Source organism: Sulfurimonas sp. HSL3-1, assembly GCF_039645995.1.
GTDB lineage: Bacteria > Campylobacterota > Campylobacteria > Campylobacterales > Sulfurimonadaceae > Thiomicrolovo > Thiomicrolovo diazotrophicus.
Genome location: NZ_CP147920.1, coordinates 2044913 through 2065975, shown reverse-complemented (window position 1 = coordinate 2065975; position 21063 = coordinate 2044913). Strand labels below are relative to the sequence as shown.

The 21063-nt window shown below is 60.2% G+C and carries 22 protein-coding genes; 17 read left to right on the top strand and 5 right to left on the bottom strand.

What is annotated here, in order from left to right; translation table 11 throughout:
- Positions 1 to 2 precede the first annotated feature (2 nt).
- The 9 genes from WCY31_RS10600 to WCY31_RS10560 all read left to right on the top strand — a co-directional run bounded on the left by WCY31_RS10600 (position 3) and on the right by WCY31_RS10560 (position 7058).
- Positions 3 to 1118, top strand: a complete 1116-nt coding sequence (locus tag WCY31_RS10600) for an ABC transporter permease (protein ID WP_345972354.1) — start codon at positions 3 to 5, stop codon at positions 1116 to 1118.
- 1 nt (position 1119) lies between these two features.
- Positions 1120 to 1860: an ABC transporter ATP-binding protein gene (locus WCY31_RS10595; protein ID WP_345972353.1), complete on the top strand. Its 741-nt coding sequence runs from the start codon at positions 1120 to 1122 to the stop codon at positions 1858 to 1860.
- Positions 1857 to 2822, top strand: coding sequence for an MlaD family protein (locus WCY31_RS10590; protein WP_345972352.1), 966 nt, complete (start codon positions 1857 to 1859; stop codon positions 2820 to 2822). Before WCY31_RS10595 ends, WCY31_RS10590 begins: the two co-directional genes overlap by 4 nt.
- Positions 2819 to 3454, top strand: coding sequence for an ABC-type transport auxiliary lipoprotein family protein (locus tag WCY31_RS10585; RefSeq protein ID WP_345972351.1), 636 nt, complete (start codon positions 2819 to 2821; stop codon positions 3452 to 3454). Before WCY31_RS10590 ends, WCY31_RS10585 begins: the two co-directional genes overlap by 4 nt.
- Positions 3441 to 4613 (top strand): PatB family C-S lyase, encoded by a 1173-nt coding sequence (locus tag WCY31_RS10580; protein ID WP_345972350.1) that lies wholly within the window; start codon positions 3441 to 3443, stop codon positions 4611 to 4613. Before WCY31_RS10585 ends, WCY31_RS10580 begins: the two co-directional genes overlap by 14 nt.
- A 98-nt stretch (positions 4614 to 4711) precedes the next feature.
- Positions 4712 to 5422, top strand: a complete 711-nt coding sequence (locus tag WCY31_RS10575) for a hypothetical protein (RefSeq protein WP_345972349.1) — start codon at positions 4712 to 4714, stop codon at positions 5420 to 5422.
- 101 nt (positions 5423 to 5523) lie between these two features.
- Positions 5524 to 6249, top strand: a complete 726-nt coding sequence (locus WCY31_RS10570; protein WP_345972348.1) for an SIR2 family NAD-dependent protein deacylase — start codon at positions 5524 to 5526, stop codon at positions 6247 to 6249.
- Positions 6250 to 6342: 93 nt separating this feature from the next.
- Positions 6343 to 6567, top strand: a complete 225-nt coding sequence (locus tag WCY31_RS10565; protein ID WP_345969779.1) for a hypothetical protein — start codon at positions 6343 to 6345, stop codon at positions 6565 to 6567.
- 65 nt (positions 6568 to 6632) lie between these two features.
- Positions 6633 to 7058 (top strand): pyridoxamine 5'-phosphate oxidase family protein, encoded by a 426-nt coding sequence (locus WCY31_RS10560; RefSeq protein ID WP_345972347.1) that lies wholly within the window; start codon positions 6633 to 6635, stop codon positions 7056 to 7058.
- Here the strand turns inward: WCY31_RS10560 and WCY31_RS10555 are convergent.
- Positions 7042 to 7983, bottom strand: coding sequence for a carbon-nitrogen hydrolase family protein (locus WCY31_RS10555; protein WP_345972345.1), 942 nt, complete (start codon positions 7981 to 7983; stop codon positions 7042 to 7044). The genes WCY31_RS10560 and WCY31_RS10555 overlap by 17 nt on opposite strands.
- Positions 7984 to 8137: 154 nt before the next feature.
- Here WCY31_RS10555 and WCY31_RS10550 point away from each other — a divergent pair, with 154 nt between their 5' ends.
- Together WCY31_RS10550 and WCY31_RS10545 are read left to right on the top strand one after the other, a co-directional pair.
- Positions 8138 to 8818: a dUTP diphosphatase gene (locus WCY31_RS10550; protein ID WP_345969776.1), complete on the top strand. Its 681-nt coding sequence runs from the start codon at positions 8138 to 8140 to the stop codon at positions 8816 to 8818.
- A 68-nt stretch (positions 8819 to 8886) separates the two neighbouring features.
- Complete coding sequence (locus WCY31_RS10545; protein ID WP_345972344.1) at positions 8887 to 9981, top strand: OmpA family protein; 1095 nt, start codon at positions 8887 to 8889, stop codon at positions 9979 to 9981.
- A 51-nt stretch (positions 9982 to 10032) separates the two neighbouring features.
- Here WCY31_RS10545 and WCY31_RS10540 read toward each other — a convergent pair whose 3' ends face one another.
- From WCY31_RS10540 to panB, 4 genes are read right to left on the bottom strand one after another with little or no spacing between them, the layout of a single operon-like run.
- A complete protein-coding gene (locus WCY31_RS10540) occupies positions 10033 to 11085 on the bottom strand; it encodes an AI-2E family transporter (RefSeq protein WP_345972343.1) in 1053 nt (350 codons plus the stop codon).
- A gap of 10 nt (positions 11086 to 11095) precedes the next feature.
- Positions 11096 to 12106, bottom strand: coding sequence for a Holliday junction branch migration DNA helicase RuvB (gene ruvB / locus WCY31_RS10535; RefSeq protein ID WP_345969773.1), 1011 nt, complete (start codon positions 12104 to 12106; stop codon positions 11096 to 11098).
- A gap of 2 nt (positions 12107 to 12108) precedes the next feature.
- Positions 12109 to 12315, bottom strand: coding sequence for a hypothetical protein (locus WCY31_RS10530; RefSeq protein WP_345969772.1), 207 nt, complete (start codon positions 12313 to 12315; stop codon positions 12109 to 12111).
- Positions 12312 to 13103 carry a 3-methyl-2-oxobutanoate hydroxymethyltransferase gene (gene panB / locus WCY31_RS10525; RefSeq protein ID WP_345972342.1) on the bottom strand — a complete coding sequence of 264 codons (792 nt, stop codon included), beginning with the start codon at positions 13101 to 13103 and terminating at the stop codon, positions 12312 to 12314. Before panB ends, WCY31_RS10530 begins: the two co-directional genes overlap by 4 nt.
- Before the next feature lie 177 nt (positions 13104 to 13280).
- Here panB and trpA point away from each other — a divergent pair, with 177 nt between their 5' ends.
- The 6 genes from trpA to WCY31_RS10495 all read left to right on the top strand — a co-directional run bounded on the left by trpA (position 13281) and on the right by WCY31_RS10495 (position 21033).
- The gene (gene trpA / locus WCY31_RS10520) at positions 13281 to 14024 is read left to right on the top strand and encodes a tryptophan synthase subunit alpha (protein ID WP_345972341.1); all 744 of its coding nucleotides are present in this window, start codon (positions 13281 to 13283) and stop codon (positions 14022 to 14024) included.
- Positions 14025 to 14346: 322 nt separating this feature from the next.
- Positions 14347 to 15612, top strand: coding sequence for a phosphoribosylamine--glycine ligase (gene purD, locus WCY31_RS10515; RefSeq protein ID WP_345972340.1), 1266 nt, complete (start codon positions 14347 to 14349; stop codon positions 15610 to 15612).
- Positions 15613 to 15615: 3 nt separating this feature from the next.
- Complete coding sequence (locus WCY31_RS10510) at positions 15616 to 16065, top strand: RDD family protein (protein ID WP_345969768.1); 450 nt, start codon at positions 15616 to 15618, stop codon at positions 16063 to 16065.
- A complete protein-coding gene (locus tag WCY31_RS10505) occupies positions 16028 to 18217 on the top strand; it encodes an LPS-assembly protein LptD (RefSeq protein ID WP_345972339.1) in 2190 nt (729 codons plus the stop codon). The genes WCY31_RS10510 and WCY31_RS10505 overlap by 38 nt, the downstream gene beginning before the upstream one ends.
- Entirely contained in the window at positions 18217 to 18855 is a 639-nt protein-coding gene (locus WCY31_RS10500) for a phosphoribosyltransferase (protein ID WP_231019057.1), read from the top strand. The genes WCY31_RS10505 and WCY31_RS10500 overlap by 1 nt, the downstream gene beginning before the upstream one ends.
- Entirely contained in the window at positions 18856 to 21033 is a 2178-nt protein-coding gene (locus WCY31_RS10495) for a polyribonucleotide nucleotidyltransferase (RefSeq protein ID WP_345972338.1), read from the top strand. It abuts the gene before it with no gap.
- The last annotated feature ends 30 nt before the right edge of the window (positions 21034 to 21063 follow it).

Here is a 21063-nt window from a genome sequence, read left to right as displayed (position 1 = left end):
CCATGGCGCAGCTGCAGATCGAAAAGACCGAACGCGGGATGACGGTACACTGCAGCGGCCCGTGGCACGCCATGACGCTTGATGCGGCCGCCGGGGCGATCAGCGGGGAGCTGGCCCGTCTGAAGGAGTACGAGGTGCTCCTTGAACTTTCGGCGATCGAACAGATCGACACGGCGGGGGCCCTGCTGCTGCAGCGGCTCCGGCGCGGCCTGGAAGAGGGCGGCAACGTCGTGGTGGTGCAGGGAGCGGACGCCCAGACCGAACGGGTGCTGGCAATGACACAGCGCTACGGCCACCCCGATACCGATTTTGCCGTCCCCGTCCCCGGGCTCCTGGCGCAGACGGGAAGGAACGCGGCGGAGGTGGCGGCCAACGGTGCGGGCATCGTTGCCTTCATCGGCCGGACGTTCCTGGCGCTATTGCACCTGCTTTCGCGCAAAGTAGGGTTCCGCTACAAAGAGACGGGCTACCAGATCATGGAAAGTGCCATCAAGGCCCTGGGCATCATCGCACTGACGATGTTCCTTGTCGGCGTCGTCGTCGCGTACCAGTCGGCGGTACAGCTTAAAACCTACGGCGCCAACATCTTCATTGTCGATGCGCTGGGCATCTCGATACTGCGCGAACTCGCCCCCATGCTGACCGCCATTGTCGTCGCCGGACGCAGCGGCTCCTCCTACGCCGCGCAGATCGGGGTGATGAAGATGACCGAGGAGATCGACGCGATGCGGACCATGGGATTCGATCCCTATGCCTTTTTGGTCCTGCCGCGCCTCTTCGCCCTGATCATCATGATGCCGATCCTTATCTTCTTCGCTGACGGGTTCGGCATGCTCGGCGGCATGCTGATCGCGCATACGGAGCTGGGGCTCTCGGTGACGCTTTTTATGGACCGCTTTACCGAGGCGGTGGCGCTCAAACACTTCTGGGTCGGGCTGGTGAAGGGGCCTTTCTTTGCCGTGCTTATCGCCTCCATCGGGATCTACCGCGGTCTGAAGGTGAAAAACGATACGGAGAGTATCGGGATCAATACGACCAAAAGCGTCGTCGAGGCGATTTTTGCCGTGATCATCTGCGATGCGCTCTTCTCGATCGTCTTTACGAAGCTGGGGTTCTGAGATGGCGGCGGTCATAGAGGTCAATAACGTCGTGACGCGCTTCGGAGAGCGCCTGGTACATGACGGGGTGTCGCTGCACGTCAATGCCGGGGAGATCTACGGTTTTCTCGGCCCCAGCGGCTGCGGCAAATCGACGCTGATGCGCGAGATCATCCTTCTTGAGCCGATCCAGAGCGGGACTATCCGCCTTTTCGGCGAACCGCTTGATACGCTCTCTTTCGACGCGGCACAGACGCTGCGGCGCCGATGGGGGGTGCTGTTCCAGTCCAATGCCCTTTTCACCTCGCTGAACGTGGCCGAAAACATTGCCGTGATGCTCAAGGAGTACACAGCGCTCCCGGCCGCGCTGATCGACGAGATCGTCGCCTTCAAACTGGACATCGTCGGGCTTACGCCCAACGAGGGGAAGCTCTACCCCTCTCAGCTCAGCGGGGGGATGAAAAAGAAGGTGGCCCTGGCCCGGGCACTGGCGCTGGACCCGCCGCTGCTTTTTCTGGACGAACCGACCTCGGGGCTGGACCCCGTTTCGGCCCGGGAGTTTGACGCCCTGATCATGCGGCTGCGGGACATGCTACAATTAACCGTAGTAATGGTCACCCACGACCTCGCCTCGATCGAGACGACCCTCGACCGGATGGCGATTATCGACGAGCGGCGCATCGCCGCCGAGGGGACGCTGTCGGAGGTCAAAGAGGTGCCGAGTCCGTTTATCCGTACATTTTTTGGAGGTGACGTGTCGTGAACGCCAAAACGAACGAGACGGTCGTCGGCATCTTTGTGCTACTGTCGCTGGCGCTGATGGCTTTTTTTGTGATCTGGATGCTTCAGCCGGCGAAAAAAGATGAGCTGCAGAGCTACCGTATCGAGTTCGGCGAGTCCGTGTCGGGGCTCAATGTCGATTCCCCCGTCAAGTTTCGCGGCGTAACGGTCGGGAAAGTCAGTGCCATCCGCATCAGTCCCAAAAATATCGAGAAGATCGAGGTCATCATCGATGTGTGGAAGACGACCCCGGTGAAAACGGATACGATCGCCAAGCTCAAGTCGCAGGGCATTACGGGGCTGAGCTACGTGGACCTGAGCCGCGGGAGCGAGGCCGCCCCGCTGCTCAGATCCAAAGAGGAGGACGCCGTGCCGACGATCCCCTTCGAACCCTCCTTTTTTGTCACCCTGGAACGCACCTTTGGGTCGGCATCCGAGAACATTTCAGAGCTCCTGTTGCGCCTGAAGGAGCTGATCGGCGAACAGAACCAGGAGGAGTTGACCCGGCTGCTGTACCACAGTGCCAATATCGTAGAAAAGATTGACACCGGGTTGACCAAGGCGCGGTTCGCGCATCTGGACGAGACCGTTCGGAATGTCGGGAAACTGGCGACGGCGCTCGATGCCCGGACGTCCTCACTCCCGAAGCTGCTGCAGAGCAGCGACGCCGCCATGGGACAGGTCAAGGTCTCCCTGGCTTCTTTGCAGGAGAGTTTTGACTCCATGGCCGAGACGCTGGAGGTGATCAATGCCCGGAACAAGAACGGTGATTACAGTATCAAAGAGACGATGGGGCCGGGCATGGCGCAGTTCGAAGTGACGATGCGCCAGATGGAGCAGAGCCTGACCCTGCTTAACCAGATGCTGCTGCGCTACGGCGAAAACCCTTCGGATATGCTCTTTGAACATCAACCGCCGCAGGTGGGACCGGGAGAAGCGAGATGAAATGGATAACGGGAGTCCTGATGGCGCTGCTGGTCAGCGGATGCAGCCTGACGCGCGAAGCGCCGCCGGTACAGAGCTACCGGCTCAACGACGGGGCGCAAATCGTCGTGAGCAGTGCGGAGGGGTGCCGGGAGCGCGTGATCCGCATCGCCCTCATCGAAGCCCCGCAGTGGCTGGGGGGGACCGCGATCCATTACGCCGGGTCGGACCACCGCTTCTACCGCTATACGCAGGCACGCTGGGAACAGTCCCCAGTGCAGCAGATCCAGCAGATGATCGAAAAGAGCGTGATTGAGAGCGGCCTCTTCGTCGGGGTCGTGCCGTACAAATCCCTGGCCAAGAACGACTGGCTGCTTGAAGTGCGCATCGAACAGATGCTGCAGACGATCGGCGAAACGGGGGCGGGCGAAACGGAGCTGATGCTTTATGCCGTTCTCGTCGACCAGTACAGCCGGCGTATCCTGGCGCAGAAGACCTTCGCCTACCGGCACAAGAGCGCTGTTTCGGATGTACGAAGCGCGATGGAAGGGTGGAGCGAGGGGATCTCCGAATTTAAAACCGCACTGATCGCATGGCTGGTGCAGCAGTGCGACACGCAGGCAAAGGTCGACCGCAGCGATGTCAATCTTTGACCGCGTCGCGGAGCGCAGCGGCGGCAACGCCGAAAAATACGCCCTGCGCCAAAAGCTCTTCGGGACGGAAGACGTCCTGCCGATGTGGGTGGCCGACATGGATATCGAGACTCCTCTGTGTGTCCGCGATGCCGTGATGAAACGGGCGGAACACCCCGTGTACGGCTACGAGGAGATGCCCCGCAGCGCCTTTGAAGCGCAGTGCAGCTGGATGGCGCACCGTCACGGGGTGACGCTTGAACCGGAGGACCTCCTGTATTCGCACTCCGTCGTCGCCTCCATCTCTGCCGCCATTGCCGCCTTTACCGCGCCGGGCGATGAGGTCGTCGTCCAGCCCCCGATCTATCCCCCCTTTGTCAGCACGATCCGGCACAGCGGGCGCAAAGTGCTCTCCAACCCCCTGCGGCAGGATGCGGAGGGAATTTACCGTTTTGACCTGGAGGGGCTTGAGAAGCAGATCACACCGAAGACGAAACTCCTGCTGCTCTGTTCCCCCCACAACCCCGTCGGCCGCGTCTGGGAGCGCGCGGAGCTCGAAGCTTTGGCGGCACTTTGCCTGCGCCACGGCATCAGGGTCTTTGCCGACGAGATCCATTCGGACCTGCTGTTTGCCGGCCATCGTCATACCCCCTTTATCGCCCTGGGAGAGGCCGTCCGCGCGATCACACTGACCGCGATCGGCCCGGGGAAGAGTTTTAACGTCGCGGGACTGGCGATCTCGACCGTTGCGATGACGGATGCCGCGATGCGGGCGGAGTTCAAAGCGGTCTACGACACGATCCATTTCGCCCAGGGGACCGTCTTCGGCCATGCCGGCTTCGAAGCGGCCTACCGGGAGGGCGAAGCGTGGCTGGAGGGGCTGCTGGTACACCTGCAGGGGAACATCGACAAGCTCTCAGAGCTGCTGGGACGCTACGAGCAGATCGCTTTCCGGCCGCCGGAGGGGACCTACCTCGCCTGGCTGGATTGTCGGAAGATGGGATTTGGCTCCGACAAAGCTCTGCGGGAGTTCTTTATCGGCGAGGCACGCCTCGGATTGAGCCCGGGCATTTCGTTCGGCAGGGAAGGGAGCGGTTTCATGCGCCTCAACTTCGCCGTACCGACACCGACGATGGACGCGGCGCTTGCAAGGCTGGAAGGGGCACTGCGCGCTTTCTAGCCGATACCGGGTCTGTAACGGGACCGTAATCTCTTTTGTCTACACTTCGCGGAAAAAACGGGGGCGCTCTGTCGCGCCTCCACGGGGGTGTGTGAGGCATGATGAAAGTTCTTTTCCTTTCGGTTTGTATGTTCGCGGGTCTGAAGGCCGGGCTGTTCGAGACGGATGCGCACGAGAAGGCGTCGCAGCGGATGGGACTGCTGAAGCAGTTCAAGGAGAATGCCAGCGACGCCAGCGCGATCACCAAGCGCGGCGAATACGCGTTGATAAAGGGGCAGGAGCAGGGCCTTGCCCGCATCCGGGCGGAAGTGCTCACGCTGGGCCTGCCGGAGCAGGAGCGCAAAACGCTTCTCAGCGATCTGGATACCTACAAGGAGACGGTGCGGGGCATCGGCATGCAGCTGCAGAAGAGCGCGCCGGAGCTCCATCAGCACTACCGCCGGCTGCTCGGCGGTCTGGGTGAATTCAACAGACGCCTGGGCAGTATCGGACTGCGGGAACTGCTGCACGGCTGGCGGGAGCTCAGCCGCGTCAAGGGGCGTTTTGTCAAGCAGCCGGATGCGCGACTGGCCAAAGCGTTCGATACGGCGTGGACCCAAGTCAGCGTCACCATCTCGGAACTCTACCTCGACGAGGAGATGGAAGCGCCTCTGCTGGAGTACCTCGAGGCATACAAAGCCTATTTTGAGGAAGTGAACCGTGCCTATAAAGCGGTCGGTTATGCCGAGGTCAGCAGTCTGAAACCGCTGACCTACAAGATCAAAATGCAGATGGAGATGATGGCGCCCCGTCTCGCCGAGCGCCGCTGAGCCGTGCGGGTGTCGGCGCACGATTCCGTTTACGGCTGACATGGTATCCTGACGAAATGCACCGGGGCGTTTTCCCCGATAGCGTTACCGAAGGAGCGGCTATGAAAAAAGTGATGATCCTCAGCGGTGCCGGCCTCAGCGCCGAGAGCGGTCTGCGGACCTTCCGCGACCACGACGGGATGTGGGAGGAGTACGACGTCATGCAGGTCTGCTCGACCGAGGGGTGGGAAGCGGACCGGGAACTGGTGACCCGTTTCTACAACGCCCGCCGTCACGATCTGGCGGACAAAGCGCCCAATGCGATGCACCGGGCCATCGCCGCACTGCAGCGGCGCTACCCCGGACAGATCTGGAACCTGACGCAGAACGTCGATGATCTGCTGGAGCGGGCGGGGTGCGACGAGGTGATCCACCTGCACGGCACCCTGCGGGATCTACGGTGCGAAAGCTGCGGGCATCTTTGGGATATCGGCTATGCCGGGCAGACGGAAGACGACTGCTGCCCGCGCTGCGAAAGCGCCGCCGTCCGCCACAACGTTGTCATGTTCGGCGAAAGCGCGCCGATGTACCGCCGGATCTATGAAGCGGTGAACGATGCGGAGTTCTTCGTCGCCATCGGCACCAGCGGGCAGGTGATAGACATTGTCCCCATTGCCCGGGAATTCGAACACTCCGTGCTCGTCAATCCCCGCCGCGAGGAGTACGTGACGATGTTCGGCTCCTTCGAACAGAACATCGACGCCTTCGTCTCCGACTTCCTCCAGATGGGCGCTGTGGCGGCGGCCGAACCGCTGACGGGGCTTGTGGAACGCTTTTTGCATGAATGAAGGCAGCGTTATGAAATGGAAATGAGACGTTGCCGTAACAAGGAGGAGATGAAACGTCATTATCATTGCGCCATCTTGCATCCGGAGTGAGCAATGAAAGAGACGACCTTTGAAATCCATCATCTGGAAAACGGTTGGGGCTGGCCCGATATCGACAGCGACGAAGTCGCGGTAGAGTACCTCTGCGAAGAGCTCGAGGTTCCAGAAGAGCTGATCAGCGAGGTTCACTGCTGCGACGGGACGATGCAGCTCTCTCTGATCCCCGGCCGCGGCTATATGCGCGACGACTGGTACGTTAATCTGATACGCTGCGCCTGAGGGATGCGGCGCATTTTCGCGCTATAATCCCTCTATGCTATTACCTCTCTTCCCGGGGCGTCGCGATGCGCTCCGCTCTTGACACCATCGCCGACTTTGTGCGGGGACATCATGTCCTGACCCTCGCCACGAGCCGCGACGGCATTCCCTACGCCACACCGCTTTTTTACGCGTATGACGATGCGCGCAACTGCTTCGTATTCGCCTCGTCTGAGGAGACGGAGCATACTGCCCAGATGAAAGCGAATCCTTCGGTGGCGGCAGGCATCGCATTGGAAACGGATACGGTCGGAAAGATCCGGGGGCTGCAGTGCCGCGGCCGGATCGTTATCGGCGACGCGGCGGACGCGCGCTGCTACTTTGCACGTTTCCCCTATGCCAAAGTGATGCGTCCCACACTGTGGCGGTTGGAGCCCTCCTGGATGAAACTGACCGACAACCGGCTCGGTTTCGGAAAGAAGCTCATCTGGGAAGCTACTCCCCCTTCTTAGGCATCACCCCTTTCAGAAAATCCCTCTCCAGCCTGAAGGCGTCGGGGCGCGCGTAGTGGCCTGCGACGTCGAGGTTCCATTTCGCCCCTTTCTGGCGCATGGGGTTGATTTCGGCGTAGAGGATCCCCTCTTTTTGGTAGAGTGGCTCGGCGAGCACTTCGCCGTTCGGACCGGCGATCATGCTGTTGCCGCTGTTGATCCATTCGCCGCTTTCGCGGTAATAGGGCTCAAGCTCGGGGAGGGCGTCAAGTACGCTCTGCTTGCGCAGCACCATGCAGCATCCGGCAATGTAGACGCGCCCCTCTTTGCCGATATGGCGCATGCTCGCCTGCCAGGCGCTCCCCTCGTCGTAGGTCGGTGCGGCATAGAGGGAAATGCCCCGCTCGTAAAGGCTTTGACGCACGAGGGGCATGTAGTTCTCCCAGCAGATAAGCCCGCCGAGCCTGCCGATGGGCGTCTCGTATACCTCCAGGGTCGCGGGGTCGCCGAAGGCCCATGCCGTGCGTTCCGCGAGGGTCGGTACGAGTTTCTGATGGTGTCCGAGTACGCGCCCCTCCGGTCCGATAAAGAGCAGGGTGTTGTAGACGGAACCGCCGCTGCTGCTGCGCTCATTGATGCCGATCGCGATGTGGACCTGCGCCGCCGCCGCTGCGTCACAGAGGATCTGCACCTCTGCGGAGGGGAGGGTGACGGCCGCATCGAGGAAACGGGCGTACAGGGACTGGTTGAGGGTCATATTGCCCGGAGGGACCTGCCAGATCCAGTCGGGATAGCCCGCAATGAACGCCTCGGGAAAGACGACGAGCTTCGCCCCTTTCTCTGCCGCTTCGGTGACAAAACGGCACGCTTTGGCTATGCTCCTCTCCGGATCCAGAAAGACGGGTTCGGCCTGAACGGCAGCGATGGTAAAGGGTGCGGGGGGCATGACAGACTCCTTCCGGTCCGCAGGACCATGCTTCCATTATCCCACCGGTGCATAAATAAGAAACTTTTATCGCAGGGTTAGTTGGGCCCTTCTAAGGGAAGGGTGGCTCAAAGCAATTCCCGGTAGAATATCGTCAAAAACACGGAGCGTACCCATGAACAGAGCTTTACAGATGCTGCAGCTGCAACAGCAGCTTAACGATGCCACGAACGGAGCAGACTGGGAAGCGGGTACGACGAAGAACGGCAAGGCGATCAACTGGAAGCGCTGCATCTACATGGAGTGCGCGGAGATGATCGATTCATTCGCATGGAAGCACTGGAAAAACATCGCCGCCGACCCCGACTGGGCGAACCTGCAGATCGAGGTCGTCGATGTCTGGCACTTCGTCATGAGCCTGGTGCTGCAGGAGTACAAGCAGCGCGATCTCGGCAGTCTCGATGACGCGGCGAGGGCGATCGCGATCATGCCCTTTTACGAGATGCTTAACGATGACGCGGAAGGGTTCGCCGTCGAACGTCTGGTGATGGCCCAGGTGGAATCGGTGATGAAAGACGCCCTTGAGGGCAAGCCCGACCTGACCAAGCTGTTGGCGGATTTCTTCGAACTCGTGCGGATGAGCAATCTTGATCTTACTTCACTCTACCGCCTCTACGTCGGCAAGAACATCCTCAACCGGTTCCGCCAGGACCACGGTTACAAAGAGGGGCACTACGTGAAGATCTGGAACGGGGAAGAGGACAACGTCGTGATGAAGCGGCTCTGGGAAGAGAAGGGCGATATGACGCCCGATGAATTGTACGGGGGGCTCGAAGCATCCTATCCGGGTGCCTAGCCTAGAACGACGGCGGGAGGCTTCACCGCAACACAAGCCTCAAAAAACGTGCTTCAGAAAAGGGGGTGATGATGGCAAAGATCATGTCAACTGTGGGACTCTTTTTCGTGCTCTTCGCGGGGGCGGCGCTACTCGCGGAATGTGAAGGCGTGCAAGATACCGCCCCGGACGCTTTGAAAAAGGTCGAGATCGGGTTCATGGGGGCCGCGCTCTACCAGGAGGCGAAGAACGATCCGCTAGAGGATCTGTTCCCCGGCATGGGCGTGCGCGCCGCCTATCGCTTTTACGGTAACTGGTCGGCGGTCGCCGAGCTGTCGGCGGCTTTCAATGCCGCCTATGATCTTCCCGGACACGGGCGTGTCAACGTGACGGATTATATGGCCGGCATCGATTATGATCTTTTCCCGGAGTCCGGCGCCGTGAAGCCCTACCTCTCGCTGGCCGTAGGGTATCGCACCATCAGCGGTGTCACCGGACGGGACCAGTGGCAGGTGCTGCCGGGCCTCGGGTGCAAATTTCCCCTGAATGATTCATGGCAGCTCGTCGTGGAAGCGAAAAAACGGTTCAATCTGGATGCAAATGAAACGGGATGGCTGGGGATGATCGGCGTGAGTTATCTGTTCGGCGTCGGTGACGCGCAGAGCGCCGTGCACTCCAGCGAAACTGCACCGGAGCCGGAGGCGATCGAACCGGTCCCCGTTCCGGAACCGGCCGCCGCCGACAAACCGCCGGAGAGGGACAGCGATGATGACGGGGTGCTCGATACGGAAGATCACTGTAGCGGCACGAAGCGCGGCGTCCGGGTGGATGCGCAGGGGTGTCCGCTGACGATGGCGCGGGTCGTGCATTTTCCCTTTGATTCTGCGAAGGTCTCCGAAGCACAAGAAACACAGATACGTGCTTTGGTGCGCTTTTTGAATGAGAACCCCGCCTCTAAGGTCATATTGAAAGGGTATACGGATGACGCGGGTACGCCCGCCTATAATCAGAGGCTTTCCGCGCGCCGTGCGGAAGCCGTCAAAACAGTGCTGGTGAAGGCGGGGATCGATCAGAAGCGCATTGTTGCACAAGGCAGAGGTATGCGCGAACCGGTGGCGGACAACGCCTCGGAGGAGGGACGGGCACGTAACCGTCGTGTCGAGGCGGAGTGCATCGTCGAGTAAACGCCGCCGATCTGTTTTGCGACGGGGACGGATGTGATCCCCGCGCGATCGTCAGTCGGCTTTCGCTATCGTGTCGGCAAGGGCGTTTTTCCGCTCCATCAGCGTCAGCAGCGCCATGAAGAAGGCGGTGATGGCGGGGCCGAGGATCATGCCCCAGAAACCGAAGCTCGTCAGACCGGCGATAATGGCAAAGAAGATGATCAGTTCGTTACGCTTGCTCTCGGTCGTGGAGAGGCGGCTGTCGATGCTTTTGATAATGACGGGTTTGATAAAGGTGTCGGCGATGACGGAGATGACCAGGATCGTGTACAGCGCGATGAACACGGCGCTGCCCACATCGCCGAGGGAGAGCTCGTAAAGGGAGAAGGGGACCCACATCAGGGCGCCGCCGACCACGGGGATGAGGGAAGCAAATCCGAAGAGGATGCCGAAAAGCAGCCCGTTGTAGCCCATGAAACTGACGGCGATCCCGAAAAGGGCCCCCTCCAGCGCCGCCGTGAGCAGAATGGAGTAGAAGACGATGCTCATGACCGAAGAGACCTCCGAGCCCAGCAGGCGGGCATCATCGGGCGGAAGGTTGATGATGTGTTTGAAATAGCCCGCCAGCCGCTGCCCGTAGAGGTGGGCGAAGAAGTAGAAGACGATAATCATAAAGGCGTTCTTGACGAACGACGCGCTGATGCTGCCGATGGTCCCGGCGTAGGCGAGGGCCTTCTTGGTCAGTTCGGCCGGATCATACGAGGCGATAAAGTTCGAGACGTAGGACTTGGAGTGGCCGGAGAACCCCGGCGCGCGTTCTATGAGCTCCTGTAGGTAGTCCATGACCGATTCGAGGGTTGTGGGGTCAAAGTGCTGCAGATAGATAGTGATCTTGGCGAGAAAATAGCCCAAAGGGGCGAAAAAGAGCAGGGCCATCATCAGGGTGGAGAGGGCTGATGCCGCGAAGACTGAGCCGGTCCACTCCCGCAGACGCCGTTTGAACGAAAAGGTCGAGACTGCCAGCAGCGAAGCGATCAGGATACTCATCAGGTAGGGGCTGTAGAGCAGGTACATCCAGTAGAGTGATGCCGCGAGAAGGATGGCGAAGATCGTCTGCGGTTTCACGCTGTACCTCCTAAAAGAGCCCGCTCTGTTCCGCGGGCGGGGTGAGCCGGAGCACGTCGTAGCACTTGGGGGTGGCGACGCGTCCCCTGGCGGTACGCTCCAGGTAGCCGTTGGCGAGCAGGTAGGGTTCCAGGACATCCTCGATGGTCCCCTCATCCTCGCTCAGCGCCGCGGCGATGGTGCTGAGCCCCATGGCCCGTCCTTTGGCCTGGACCAGCAGCTCCAGCAGCCGCAGGTCCATCTCGTCGAAGCCGTGGGCGTTGATGCCCAGTTCGTTGAGGGCGTAGACGGTGCGTTCATGCGTGATGGTCGCTTCGTCGGCGACATCGGCAAAGTCCCGGACCCGGCGCAGCAGCCGCAGAGCGATCCGCGGCGTTCCCCGGGAGCGGCGGGCGATCTCCAGCGCGGCGTCGTGCTTGATCGGTTTGCCCAGTTTCTCCGCGGCCTGCATGATGATGCGGGAGAGCTCCTCGGGGTGGTAGAAGTTCATGCGGAAGTTCATGCCGAAGCGGTCGCGCAGGGGGTTCGAGAGCATCCCCGCCCGCGTCGTCGCGCCGATCAGGGTGAAGCGGGGAAGGTCGATCTTCACCGTCTGGGCCGCGGGGCCGCTGCCGATGATGATGTCGAGGCGGAAATCCTCCATGCTGGGGTAGAGGATCTCCTCGACGGCAGGGGAGAGGCGGTGGATCTCGTCGATAAAGAGGATGTCCCCCTCTTCGAGGTTGGTCAGGATGGCGGCCAGGTCGCCGCTCTTTTCGATCATCGGGGCGGCGGTGACCTTGATGCTGCTGCCCATCTCGTTAGCGATGATCAGCGCCAGGGTCGTTTTCCCCAGACCCGGAGGGCCGAAGAAGAGGGTGTGGTCCAGCGCTTCGCCCCGCTTTTTGCTCGCCTCGATAAAGACGCCGAGATTCTTCTTGATCTGCTCCTGGCCGATATAATCGCCCCACCCCTCTGGCCGCAGGGAGGTTTCCACCGTTTCCTCGGCGCTGAATTTTTCGATTTCGACGATACGTTCCATCGTTACTGTCCCACCGGATATTGTTCCGTAGCTTTGTACTCTTGATAGGGCTGGTCGTGCTGCGCCTCGCATGCGCGCCGCTCGTCGGGGTTGGTGATATTACGGCAGTTCTGTTTGGCGATGTCATGCGCCATGTCGTAGCGCATTTCACTGGAACAGCCGGAGGACAGTATCCCCAAGATGAGTACGGACACGGTTTTAGCGATCAATACGTATGCTCCTCTGCCGGAAAGGTGCGTGCGGCGACCTCCTCCTTGTACTGCGTGACCGCCGTTTTGACCGCCTCGGCACCCTGCATGTACTGCTTGACGAACTTAGGCACGAAGGGCTCGTAGAGGCCGAGCATGTCGGAGAAGACGAGCACCTGCCCGTCGACGCCGCTGCCGGCGCCGATGCCGATGACCGGGACGGAGACCGCTTCCGCGATCCGCGTCGCGACGTCGGCTTTGACCCCTTCGACGACCATGCAGAAGGCGCCGGCGGCTTCGACGGCTTTGGCATCCTCGATCAGGGAGAGGGCATTGGCCTCGTCTTTGCCTTTGACCTTGTAGCCCCCCTCGCCGCGCACCGCCTGGGGCAGCAGGCCGATGTGGCCGCAGACGGCGATGCCGTTGGCCGTGAGGTGGGCGATAATGTCGGCTTTGTCCCGGCCTCCCTCGATCTTGACGGCGTCGGCCCCGCTCTGCTGGTAAACGGCAATCGCGTTGTCCAGGGCGCGCTCGGCCGTCGTATAGGTGCCAAAGGGCATATCGCAGATGACAAAGGTGTCCGGCGCGCCGCTGCAGACGGCTTTGGTGTGGTAGATCATCTGCTCGAGCGTGGCGCTGAGGGTGTCGGGTTTCCCGGCGAAACTCATATTGAGCGAATCCCCCACGAGGAGAATGTCGGCAATGGGGTCGAAAAGGCGTGCGAAGAGGGCGTCGTAGGCGGTGATCATCATCAGCGGTGTCCCGCCTTTGGCCTTTCGGATGGCACCGACGCTCAGCTTATTAGCCATTGGTTGCTCCTGCGGGCATGCCGGAATTCGGGGGGATATCCCCTTCCCGGCGCCCTAGTCAATTGAGAGCGATTTTATCCAAAAATGCTACAATTGCGGATAAATATGGCAGGCCGCCGTCCCGTTGCTAAGGGTGGCGGCGCCCGAACACGGGCAGATCCGCTCAAAGGGTAATTGGTGGAAAAACAACTGGTGGGCTACATTACGACGGGCTATCCCGACAAAGATTTTACGATCGACCTCGCGCTCTCGATGGGAGAGAGCGGTGTCGATTCGCTGGAGCTGGGTATCCCCTTCTCCGATCCCGTCGCCGACGGACCGGTGATCGAGGCGGCTAACTACGTCGCCCTGGAGAACGGGTTCCGCTTCAAAGACGTCATGGACGTCTCCCGCGCCGTGGCGCCCCGCGTCGATACCCTCTGGATGGGCTACTTCAACCCTTTCTACCAGTTCGGGATGGAGAAGGTCCTTCGCGAGGCGAACGATCTCGGTGTCAGCGGTTTGATCGTCCCGGACCTGCCGCATGAAGAGGCGGTTCTCTACGCCGATGCTTTCGCCCAGCACCGTATCAGCAACATCGCCTTCGTCGCACCGACGGATACGGATGCCCGGGTGAAAACCGTGGTCAGCGCTGCGCAGAAGTTCATCTACCTCGTTGCCTACGCCGGTATCACCGGTGCGGGTAAAAGCGAAGACCTCGGCGAGGTCGTCGCCTCGATCCGCCGCCATACGCAGACGCCTGTCTACGTCGGTTTCGGCGTCAACGAAGAGACGGCGAAAGCGAAAGCGGAGGGGGTCGACGGCGTCATCGTCGGTTCGGCGTTCATCAACGTGCTGCTGCGCGAAGACCTCTCGCTGTCCGAAAAGATCAACCACTGCAGTCGCATCGCCAAAACAATCAAAGAACGCATCAACGAGTAGGGGGGAAACCTCCCGTTTTTTAGCCCCTCTTTATGGCGTATCGGCTATAATTGTCTTCTAAGCCTGAGCGGTGCGAGCTCTCGCATTTCAGGGGGTTCTACATATCTACTTTATGGACGGTGTAGCCGCTTCTGTGTGCCGGTGATCTCGCTTGAAGGCGCAAGCCTGAGAGACTGCCGCCTGAGGAAGCCCTCAGTCCGTATTATTTTGGCTTTGAGAACCAAAGCTATCTTGCGGAACGGCCGCCCGGGTTTAGATGCCGCTTTCATTCAAGAAGATGCCGTCTTTTTGAATGAAAACAGCAAGAAGGATCGGCAAAAGAATGAATGTAATGGTTATCGGCAGCGGCGGGCGCGAATATGCGATCGGGCGTGTACTGGCAGAGGATGAAGCGGTAGAGAAGCTCTATTTCGCACCGGGCAACGGGGCGACGCCGATGCTGGGCGAAAACGTTGCGATCAAGGGGTATGATGCGCTGGCGGATTTCGCGATTGCCAACAGTATCGACCTCACCATCGTCGGACCGGAGGCGCCCCTCACCGAAGGCGTTGTCGACATCTTCAAAGCGAAGGGGCTGACGATCTTCGGTCCCTCCAAAGCGGCGGCACAGCTCGAGGGCTCCAAGGTCTATATGAAGAACTTCCTCGCCAAGTACGGCATCCCGACGGCCCGCTATATCGAGACGGACCACATCGAGACGGCCTTCAAGTTCATCGAGACCCTGCCGACGCCGGTCGTCGTCAAGGCAGACGGGCTCTGCGCGGGCAAGGGTGTTATCATCGCTATGAGTCACGACGAGGCGAAAAAGGCCGCTTCGGAGATGCTTAGCGGCGCTTCCTTCGGCGACGCGGGCAAAAAGGTCGTCATCGAGGAGTTCCTTGACGGCTACGAACTCTCCATGTTCGCCATCTGCGACGGCGAAGATTTTATCCTGCTGCAGGCGGCACAGGACCATAAGCGCCTCCTTGACGGCGACCAGGGACCGAACACGGGCGGCATGGGGGCCTATGCGCCGACGCCGCTCGTCAACGATGAAATCTACGAGAAGGTCAAGGAACACATCGTCCGCCCGACGCTCGACGGGATGCAGGCGGAAGGCGCACCCTTCGAGGGGGTGCTCTTCATCGGCCTGATGATCGTGAACGGCGAACCGATCACCCTGGAGTTCAACGTCCGTTTCGGCGACCCGGAGTGCGAGATCCTGATGCCGCTGCTCAGCTCCCCGGCGAGCGAACTCTTCTACAAGGCCGCGACGAAGCAGCTCGATACGCTTGACGTGAAGTTCAAAGACGAATACGCCGTCGGCGTCGTCATGGCGAGCCGCGACTACCCCTACAGCAGCAGCGAGCCGGCGGAGATCGTCGTCGATGAGATCGTCCACACCGAACTGGCCGAACATTCGCATATCGCCTACGCCGGTGTCAGCGAAAGTGACGGCAAGCTCTTCGCGACGGGCGGGCGGGTCCTTGTCTGCGTCGGGACGGGCAAGAGTATCCGCGAAGCCCGCGACCGCGCCTACCTTCTCTGCGGCCAGGTGCACTTCGCCGGGAAAAAACTGCGGACCGATATCGCTTACCAGGCCCTCTAACCCGTGAACGAGACGATCGAAACGCTGCTGCATCGGCATGAACTGCAACTCGCCTCCATCCCGAAGCGCGCCCTGGCGTTCCTGATCGACGAACTCCTGCTGAGTCTGCTTTTTACGATTATGCTCTGGGGGCCTATTTCCCAAGCCAAGGATATGGAGACTTTCCTCTTTGTGACCAACGCCTACGCCCTGGAATACCTGGGGATGAAGGTCTTCTACCAGACGCTCTTTGTCGCCCTCTACGGTGCGTCGCTCGGAAAGATGGCGATGCGTATCCGCGTCGTGGCGATTGAGGACGGGGGGATCCCGGGCTGGCTGCCGGCATTCAACCGCGCCGTCTTCCGCATCCTCAGCGAGATCATCTTCTACCTCGGCTTCATCTGGGCGATGTTCGACCCCAATAACCAGGCGTGGCATGACCGCACTGCGCGCACCGTTGTCGTCAATGCCTAGGTTCCTGCTCCTTCTTCTTTTTGTATTGTCCGCGCTGCGGGCGGAAGAGCAGATCGAATTCTTCGCGACCCGGCTCGATTCGAACCTCAGCGTCGTCCATGCGAGCGGGGACGTCCTCGTTCTGTACAAAAGCTACTATCTGAGTGCCAACGAGGCCTATTTCGACCGCAACAGCAGTACGTTGGAGCTCTTCGGAAATATCGTCGCCATGCAGGGGTCGGAGTATTTCGCGATGGGGGATTATGCCAAGCTCGATATCGCCAAAAAGAGCCGGGAGTTCTCCCCCTTTTTCATGCTCGACCGCCATACGAATGTCTGGATGAGCTCCTCGCGTTCGGGGGCGGAGGACAAGGACTTCACGGTCGAAGACGGGATGGTCTCGGGCTGCGATCCCAACGATCCCTTCTGGGTGCTTTACTTCTCCAGCGCCGATTTCGACAGCGAATCGCGCTGGATGAACGTCTATAACGCCTACCTCAAGATCTACGGCATTCCCGTCTTTTACTTCCCCTATTTCGGCTACTCCCTCGACAACCGCCGCCGCAGCGGTCTGCTGGTGCCCTCCTTCGGTGTCTCCAGTACGGAAGGGTTCTTTGTCGAACAGCCCGTCTATATTGCGATCGATCCCTCCTGGGACGTGGAGCTGCGTCCGCAGCTGCGCACGGAGCGGGGCGAGGGGGTTTACGGGAAGTTCCGCTTTGTCGATTCGAACGTCTCGGAGGGGATGGTCCAGGCGGGCTATTTCCAGGAGAAGTCCTCCTATGTCGATACCTACGACCTGGCCAATTCGAACCATTACGGTTTCGACTTCTTTTATACCAATACGGCGGTGCTGCAGCGCTGGCTGGGGCTGGACCTCCCCGGGCAGTCGGGGCTCTATGCCGACATTAGCTGGATGAACGATATCGACTATATCAACCTCTCGTCCAACGATACCGTGAACTACGCCACCTCCAACCAGGTGCTCTCGCGGGTGAACCTCTTTTACAATGAAGAGGATGCCTATTACGGCATGAACCTCCGCTACTATCTCGACCTGAACAAACAGAGCAATGCAGATACCCCGCAGAACCTGCCGATCCTCCGTTACCACCGCTATATCAACACCTTCCTCGATGAGCACGTCTACTACACTTTCGATCTTCGCGGTAACAATATCTTCCGCGAAACGGGGATGCGTGCGGTCGAAGGAGAGGTGGACCTCCCCGTGACGCTGCAGACCTCTGCGCTGGAGGATTACCTGCTGCTCTCCTACAGTGCGAGGCTGAACGGAAAATACATCACCTTCGGAAACGAGCCGACGACCGTGTCGGCCATTCCGGCGGGGGGCGAGTACGAGACCGGGCTTTTCGGGCGGATCTACCATGTCTTCAATGCGGGGACGCAGGTGACAAAAGCGTTTGAGGGCTTCAGCCACACGGCCGGATTGGACCTTGCCTATACCAAGGCCGGTGTTGATGACGCGACGGGCTACTACAAAACCCAGCAGTCACTCTGCAGCGGGAGCGATGCGGCGCTCTATCCCGAATGCGACTTTTATGCCGTCAACGAGATCGAAGAGGCGCTGGATCTGAAGTTCAGCCAGTTCTTCGTCAATGACGTGGGCGAACAGGTGCTCTACCACCGTCTTTCGCAGCGCCTCTCCTTCGACCGGAACCAAGATCAGCTCAGCGAGCTGGAAAACGAGCTGGACTGGCAGGTGACCCCGGAAGTCTCTCTCTATTCGGATGTTTTTTACAACTATGACAACCACCGGGTCTCGAAGATGCTCAACGGGATCCGCTACAGCGACGGCGCGCTCAACGTCGGTGCGATGGACCTCTACGAAGACCAGCCCGACGTCAACGGGACGCAGCGGGTCAATTACCTGACCTTTGACGCCGCATATCGCTATAATGACCACTATCGCTATTTCGGCCGGTACGCCTATGACCTGGAGGCGAATGTGAAGAAGTTCTCCGAGATCGGCTTCGACTACACGAAGCGCTGTTGGAAATTCGGGATGCGTTATGTCGAGAACAACCGACCGATCCTGACCAACGCCCAGGCCGACTCGCTGCTGGAGAAGTATGTCTATTTCACCATCGAACTCCGTCCGATCGGGGGGACCGAGGTCAACTACAAACTCAGTGATGCATTGGATGGTTCGTGATGAAACTGTTTGAAGATAGAAAAGCGGCCGTTTCGGCGCTGAATGAGCTGCTGCCGCTGCCGCAGATGCAGCGCGAATCGTGGATTTTGATCGCGCTTTCGGAGGGAGGCATCGCACTGTGCCAGGAGCTCAACGTCCGGATGAAGCTCAAGGTCGATTGGCTGCTGGGCGAATCGATCACGGCGCCCCAGAACCCGCAGTGCGAACTGGGGAGGGTGAGCGAGACCGAGGAGATCGTGATCAACGACGACCTCGTCAAGGCCTTCGGCATCCAGTACGACTACGTCTACGGCGAGGCGCACCGCAAGCACGAAGAGAAGATCCTCTCCCGGATCTACCACTACCGCAAAGGGCGCCCGCTCACAACCCTGCGCGGCAAAAAAGTCCTCCTTGTCGATCAGGGGGCGGAGAGCGGATTGAAGCTGATGTGCGCGATTAAAACCGTCCTTTCGCGCTCGCCCGATGCCCTCTATGCCTGTGCACCGGTGATGCCCAAAGAGGTCTATGCGGCCGTCGAACCGCTCTGCGATGCGCTCTTTTGCCCGCACGTGCTGGAGGATTATATAGAAACATCATGTTATTATTCAGAACTAGAAGATGTTTCGGATGAAATGATTATTAAGATACTAGGGGACTAAATGGATTATGATGTACTGGTAGCCGTCGAGAATAGAACGGAAGAGTATGCGCTTACAAGCGTGGCCCGACAGGCAAACGGAAGCGCGTGGCTCAAGGCCGGCAACACGGTTGTCCTGGCCACCGTTGTCATCGACGAGACCGAATTCGTCGAAGAGGGGTTTCTGCCGCTGACGGTGCAGTACATCGAGAAGGCGTACGCCGCTGGCAAGATCCCGGGCGGGTTCATCAAACGCGAGGCCAAACCGAGCGATTTCGAAACGCTGACCTCGCGCATCATCGACCGCTCCCTGCGTCCGCTCTTCCCCAAAGGCTTCGCCAACCCGGTCCAGATTACCGTGATGGTCCTCAGCGCGGATGAAGATGCCGACCTGCAGGTGCTCGGCCTCAACGCCGCTTCGGCGGCCCTGTATGTCTCCGACATCGACATCGACATCCCCGTCAGCGCCGTCCGCGTGGCGAAGGTCGACGGCGAGGTCTTATTCAACCCGACGCTGCCGCAGCTTAAAAACAGCACCCTGGACCTTTTCCTCGCGGGAACGGAGTCGGACCTGCTGATGATCGAGATGCGGGTCCAGGGTTCGGTGGAGACGGAGCTGCTCGACACGATGATGGTCGATCCTCTCGTCGATCCGGCGCTCGCCGCCGAGACCATCGCCCGCTACCGCAGCAACGCGATGGGCGAGGATGATTTCATCGTCCTGCTTTCCGAAGCCCAGCAGCTGCTGGCGACGGCAAACAGCTCCTATGCAAAGGCGTTCGCTCCGTTCAAGAAAGAGACCTTCAAGCTGACCTGCATCGCCGCGGAGCCGGACGAGCATCTGATGGCGTACGTCAGAGAACACCACAGCGACGATATCGCCGCGGCCATCGCTCAAATGGCGCGCACCGAGCGCTCCACGGCCCTGCGCAATCTGCGTAAAAAGATCCTCGACGCGGAACCGGAGTTTGACGAGCACGCCCTCAAAAAAGCGATCGAAGCGGTCAAGCGCGAGACGGTCCGCACGCAGGTCCTGCAGACGCAGACCCGCGCCGACGGCCGCCGCCTCGACGAAGTACGCCCGATCAGCATCCTGACCAACGTGCTTCCCTCCGTCCACTCCTCCTGCCTCTTTACCCGGGGGCAGACCCAGGCGCTGGTGACACTGACCATCGGCGGCAACAAAGACGCCCAGATGTATGAGGAGCTTACCGACAGTTCGGCGCAGTACGAGAGCTTTATGGTGCACTATAACTTCCCGGGCTTCAGCGTCGGGGAGGCGTCACCGGTCCAGCCGCCGCGCCGCCGGGAGCTCGGACACGGCAACCTTGCCAAGCGTGCCCTCGAACCGGTCCTGGAAGCCCCGGGACAGACGGTCCGTCTCGTCTCCGAGATTCTCGAGTCCAACGGCTCCTCCTCCATGGCGACCGTCTGCGGCGGTTACATGGCGCTCAAAGCGGCGGACCTTGATACGGCCGATCCGATCGCCGGCGTGGCGATGGGGCTGGTCAGCGAGGGGGACCTGCACATGGTCCTGACCGACATTACCGGTCTTGAGGACCACGACGGGGATATGGACTTCAAGGTCGCGGGCTCCAAAGAGGGGATCACGGCGCTGCAGATGGACATCAAGCTCGGCGGAATCTCCCTGGAACTGCTCAAAACGGCCCTCTATCAGGCGAAGGCGGGACGCGCCCACATCATCGATATTATGGCCGACGCCGAGAACAAGATCGAACTGAGCGAGGAACTGCCCGGCAGCGATTTCTTCAGCATCGATCCCGACCGTGTCGCCGATGTCATCGGCCAGGCGGGCAAGACGATCAGAGAGATCATCGAAAAGTTCGAGGTCGCGATTGATATCGACAAGAAAGCCGGCAACGTGAAGGTGACGGGCAAGAACCGCGAAGGGGTCAAGGGGGCGCGCGAGCATATCGAGCAGATCGTCTCCGTACCGAAGATGGAAAAACCCGAGTACCACGTCGGTGACATCGTCAAGGGGCGGGTCAAGAAGATCGTCGATTTCGGCGCCTTCATCGAACTGCCCGGCGGCGTCGACGGCCTGCTGCACATCTCCAAAATCTCCGATTCGCACGTGCGCAACGTTTCCGATGTCCTGAGCGAGGGGGACGACATCGACGTCGAGATCCTCGAGTTCAAAGGGACCAAGATCAGCCTCGGCCGCGCACCGGCCGCCTAAGCCCTCCCGGGGCCGGAGCGGCCCGTACCC

What these genes read in the sequence shown, in the direction of transcription:
- WCY31_RS10600 (WP_345972354.1), top strand. Translation starts at nt 3, where the DNA reads ATGGCGCAGCTGCAGATCGAAAAGACCGAACGCGGGATGACGGTACAC.
- WCY31_RS10595 (WP_345972353.1), top strand. Translation starts at nt 1,120, where the DNA reads ATGGCGGCGGTCATAGAGGTCAATAACGTCGTGACGCGCTTCGGAGAG.
- WCY31_RS10585 (WP_345972351.1), top strand. Translation starts at nt 2,819, where the DNA reads ATGAAATGGATAACGGGAGTCCTGATGGCGCTGCTGGTCAGCGGATGC.
- WCY31_RS10580 (WP_345972350.1), top strand. Translation starts at nt 3,441, where the DNA reads ATGTCAATCTTTGACCGCGTCGCGGAGCGCAGCGGCGGCAACGCCGAA.
- WCY31_RS10575 (WP_345972349.1), top strand. Translation starts at nt 4,712, where the DNA reads ATGATGAAAGTTCTTTTCCTTTCGGTTTGTATGTTCGCGGGTCTGAAG.
- WCY31_RS10570 (WP_345972348.1), top strand. Translation starts at nt 5,524, where the DNA reads ATGAAAAAAGTGATGATCCTCAGCGGTGCCGGCCTCAGCGCCGAGAGC.
- WCY31_RS10565 (WP_345969779.1), top strand. Translation starts at nt 6,343, where the DNA reads ATGAAAGAGACGACCTTTGAAATCCATCATCTGGAAAACGGTTGGGGC.
- WCY31_RS10560 (WP_345972347.1), top strand. Translation starts at nt 6,633, where the DNA reads ATGCGCTCCGCTCTTGACACCATCGCCGACTTTGTGCGGGGACATCAT.
- WCY31_RS10555 (WP_345972345.1), bottom strand. Translation starts at nt 7,983, where the DNA reads ATGCCCCCCGCACCCTTTACCATCGCTGCCGTTCAGGCCGAACCCGTC.
- WCY31_RS10550 (WP_345969776.1), top strand. Translation starts at nt 8,138, where the DNA reads ATGAACAGAGCTTTACAGATGCTGCAGCTGCAACAGCAGCTTAACGAT.
- WCY31_RS10545 (WP_345972344.1), top strand. Translation starts at nt 8,887, where the DNA reads ATGATGGCAAAGATCATGTCAACTGTGGGACTCTTTTTCGTGCTCTTC.
- ruvB (WP_345969773.1), bottom strand. Translation starts at nt 12,106, where the DNA reads ATGGAACGTATCGTCGAAATCGAAAAATTCAGCGCCGAGGAAACGGTG.
- panB (WP_345972342.1), bottom strand. Translation starts at nt 13,103, where the DNA reads ATGGCTAATAAGCTGAGCGTCGGTGCCATCCGAAAGGCCAAAGGCGGG.
- purD (WP_345972340.1), top strand. Translation starts at nt 14,347, where the DNA reads ATGAATGTAATGGTTATCGGCAGCGGCGGGCGCGAATATGCGATCGGG.
- WCY31_RS10505 (WP_345972339.1), top strand. Translation starts at nt 16,028, where the DNA reads ATGACCGCACTGCGCGCACCGTTGTCGTCAATGCCTAGGTTCCTGCTC.
- WCY31_RS10500 (WP_231019057.1), top strand. Translation starts at nt 18,217, where the DNA reads ATGAAACTGTTTGAAGATAGAAAAGCGGCCGTTTCGGCGCTGAATGAG.
- WCY31_RS10495 (WP_345972338.1), top strand. Translation starts at nt 18,856, where the DNA reads ATGGATTATGATGTACTGGTAGCCGTCGAGAATAGAACGGAAGAGTAT.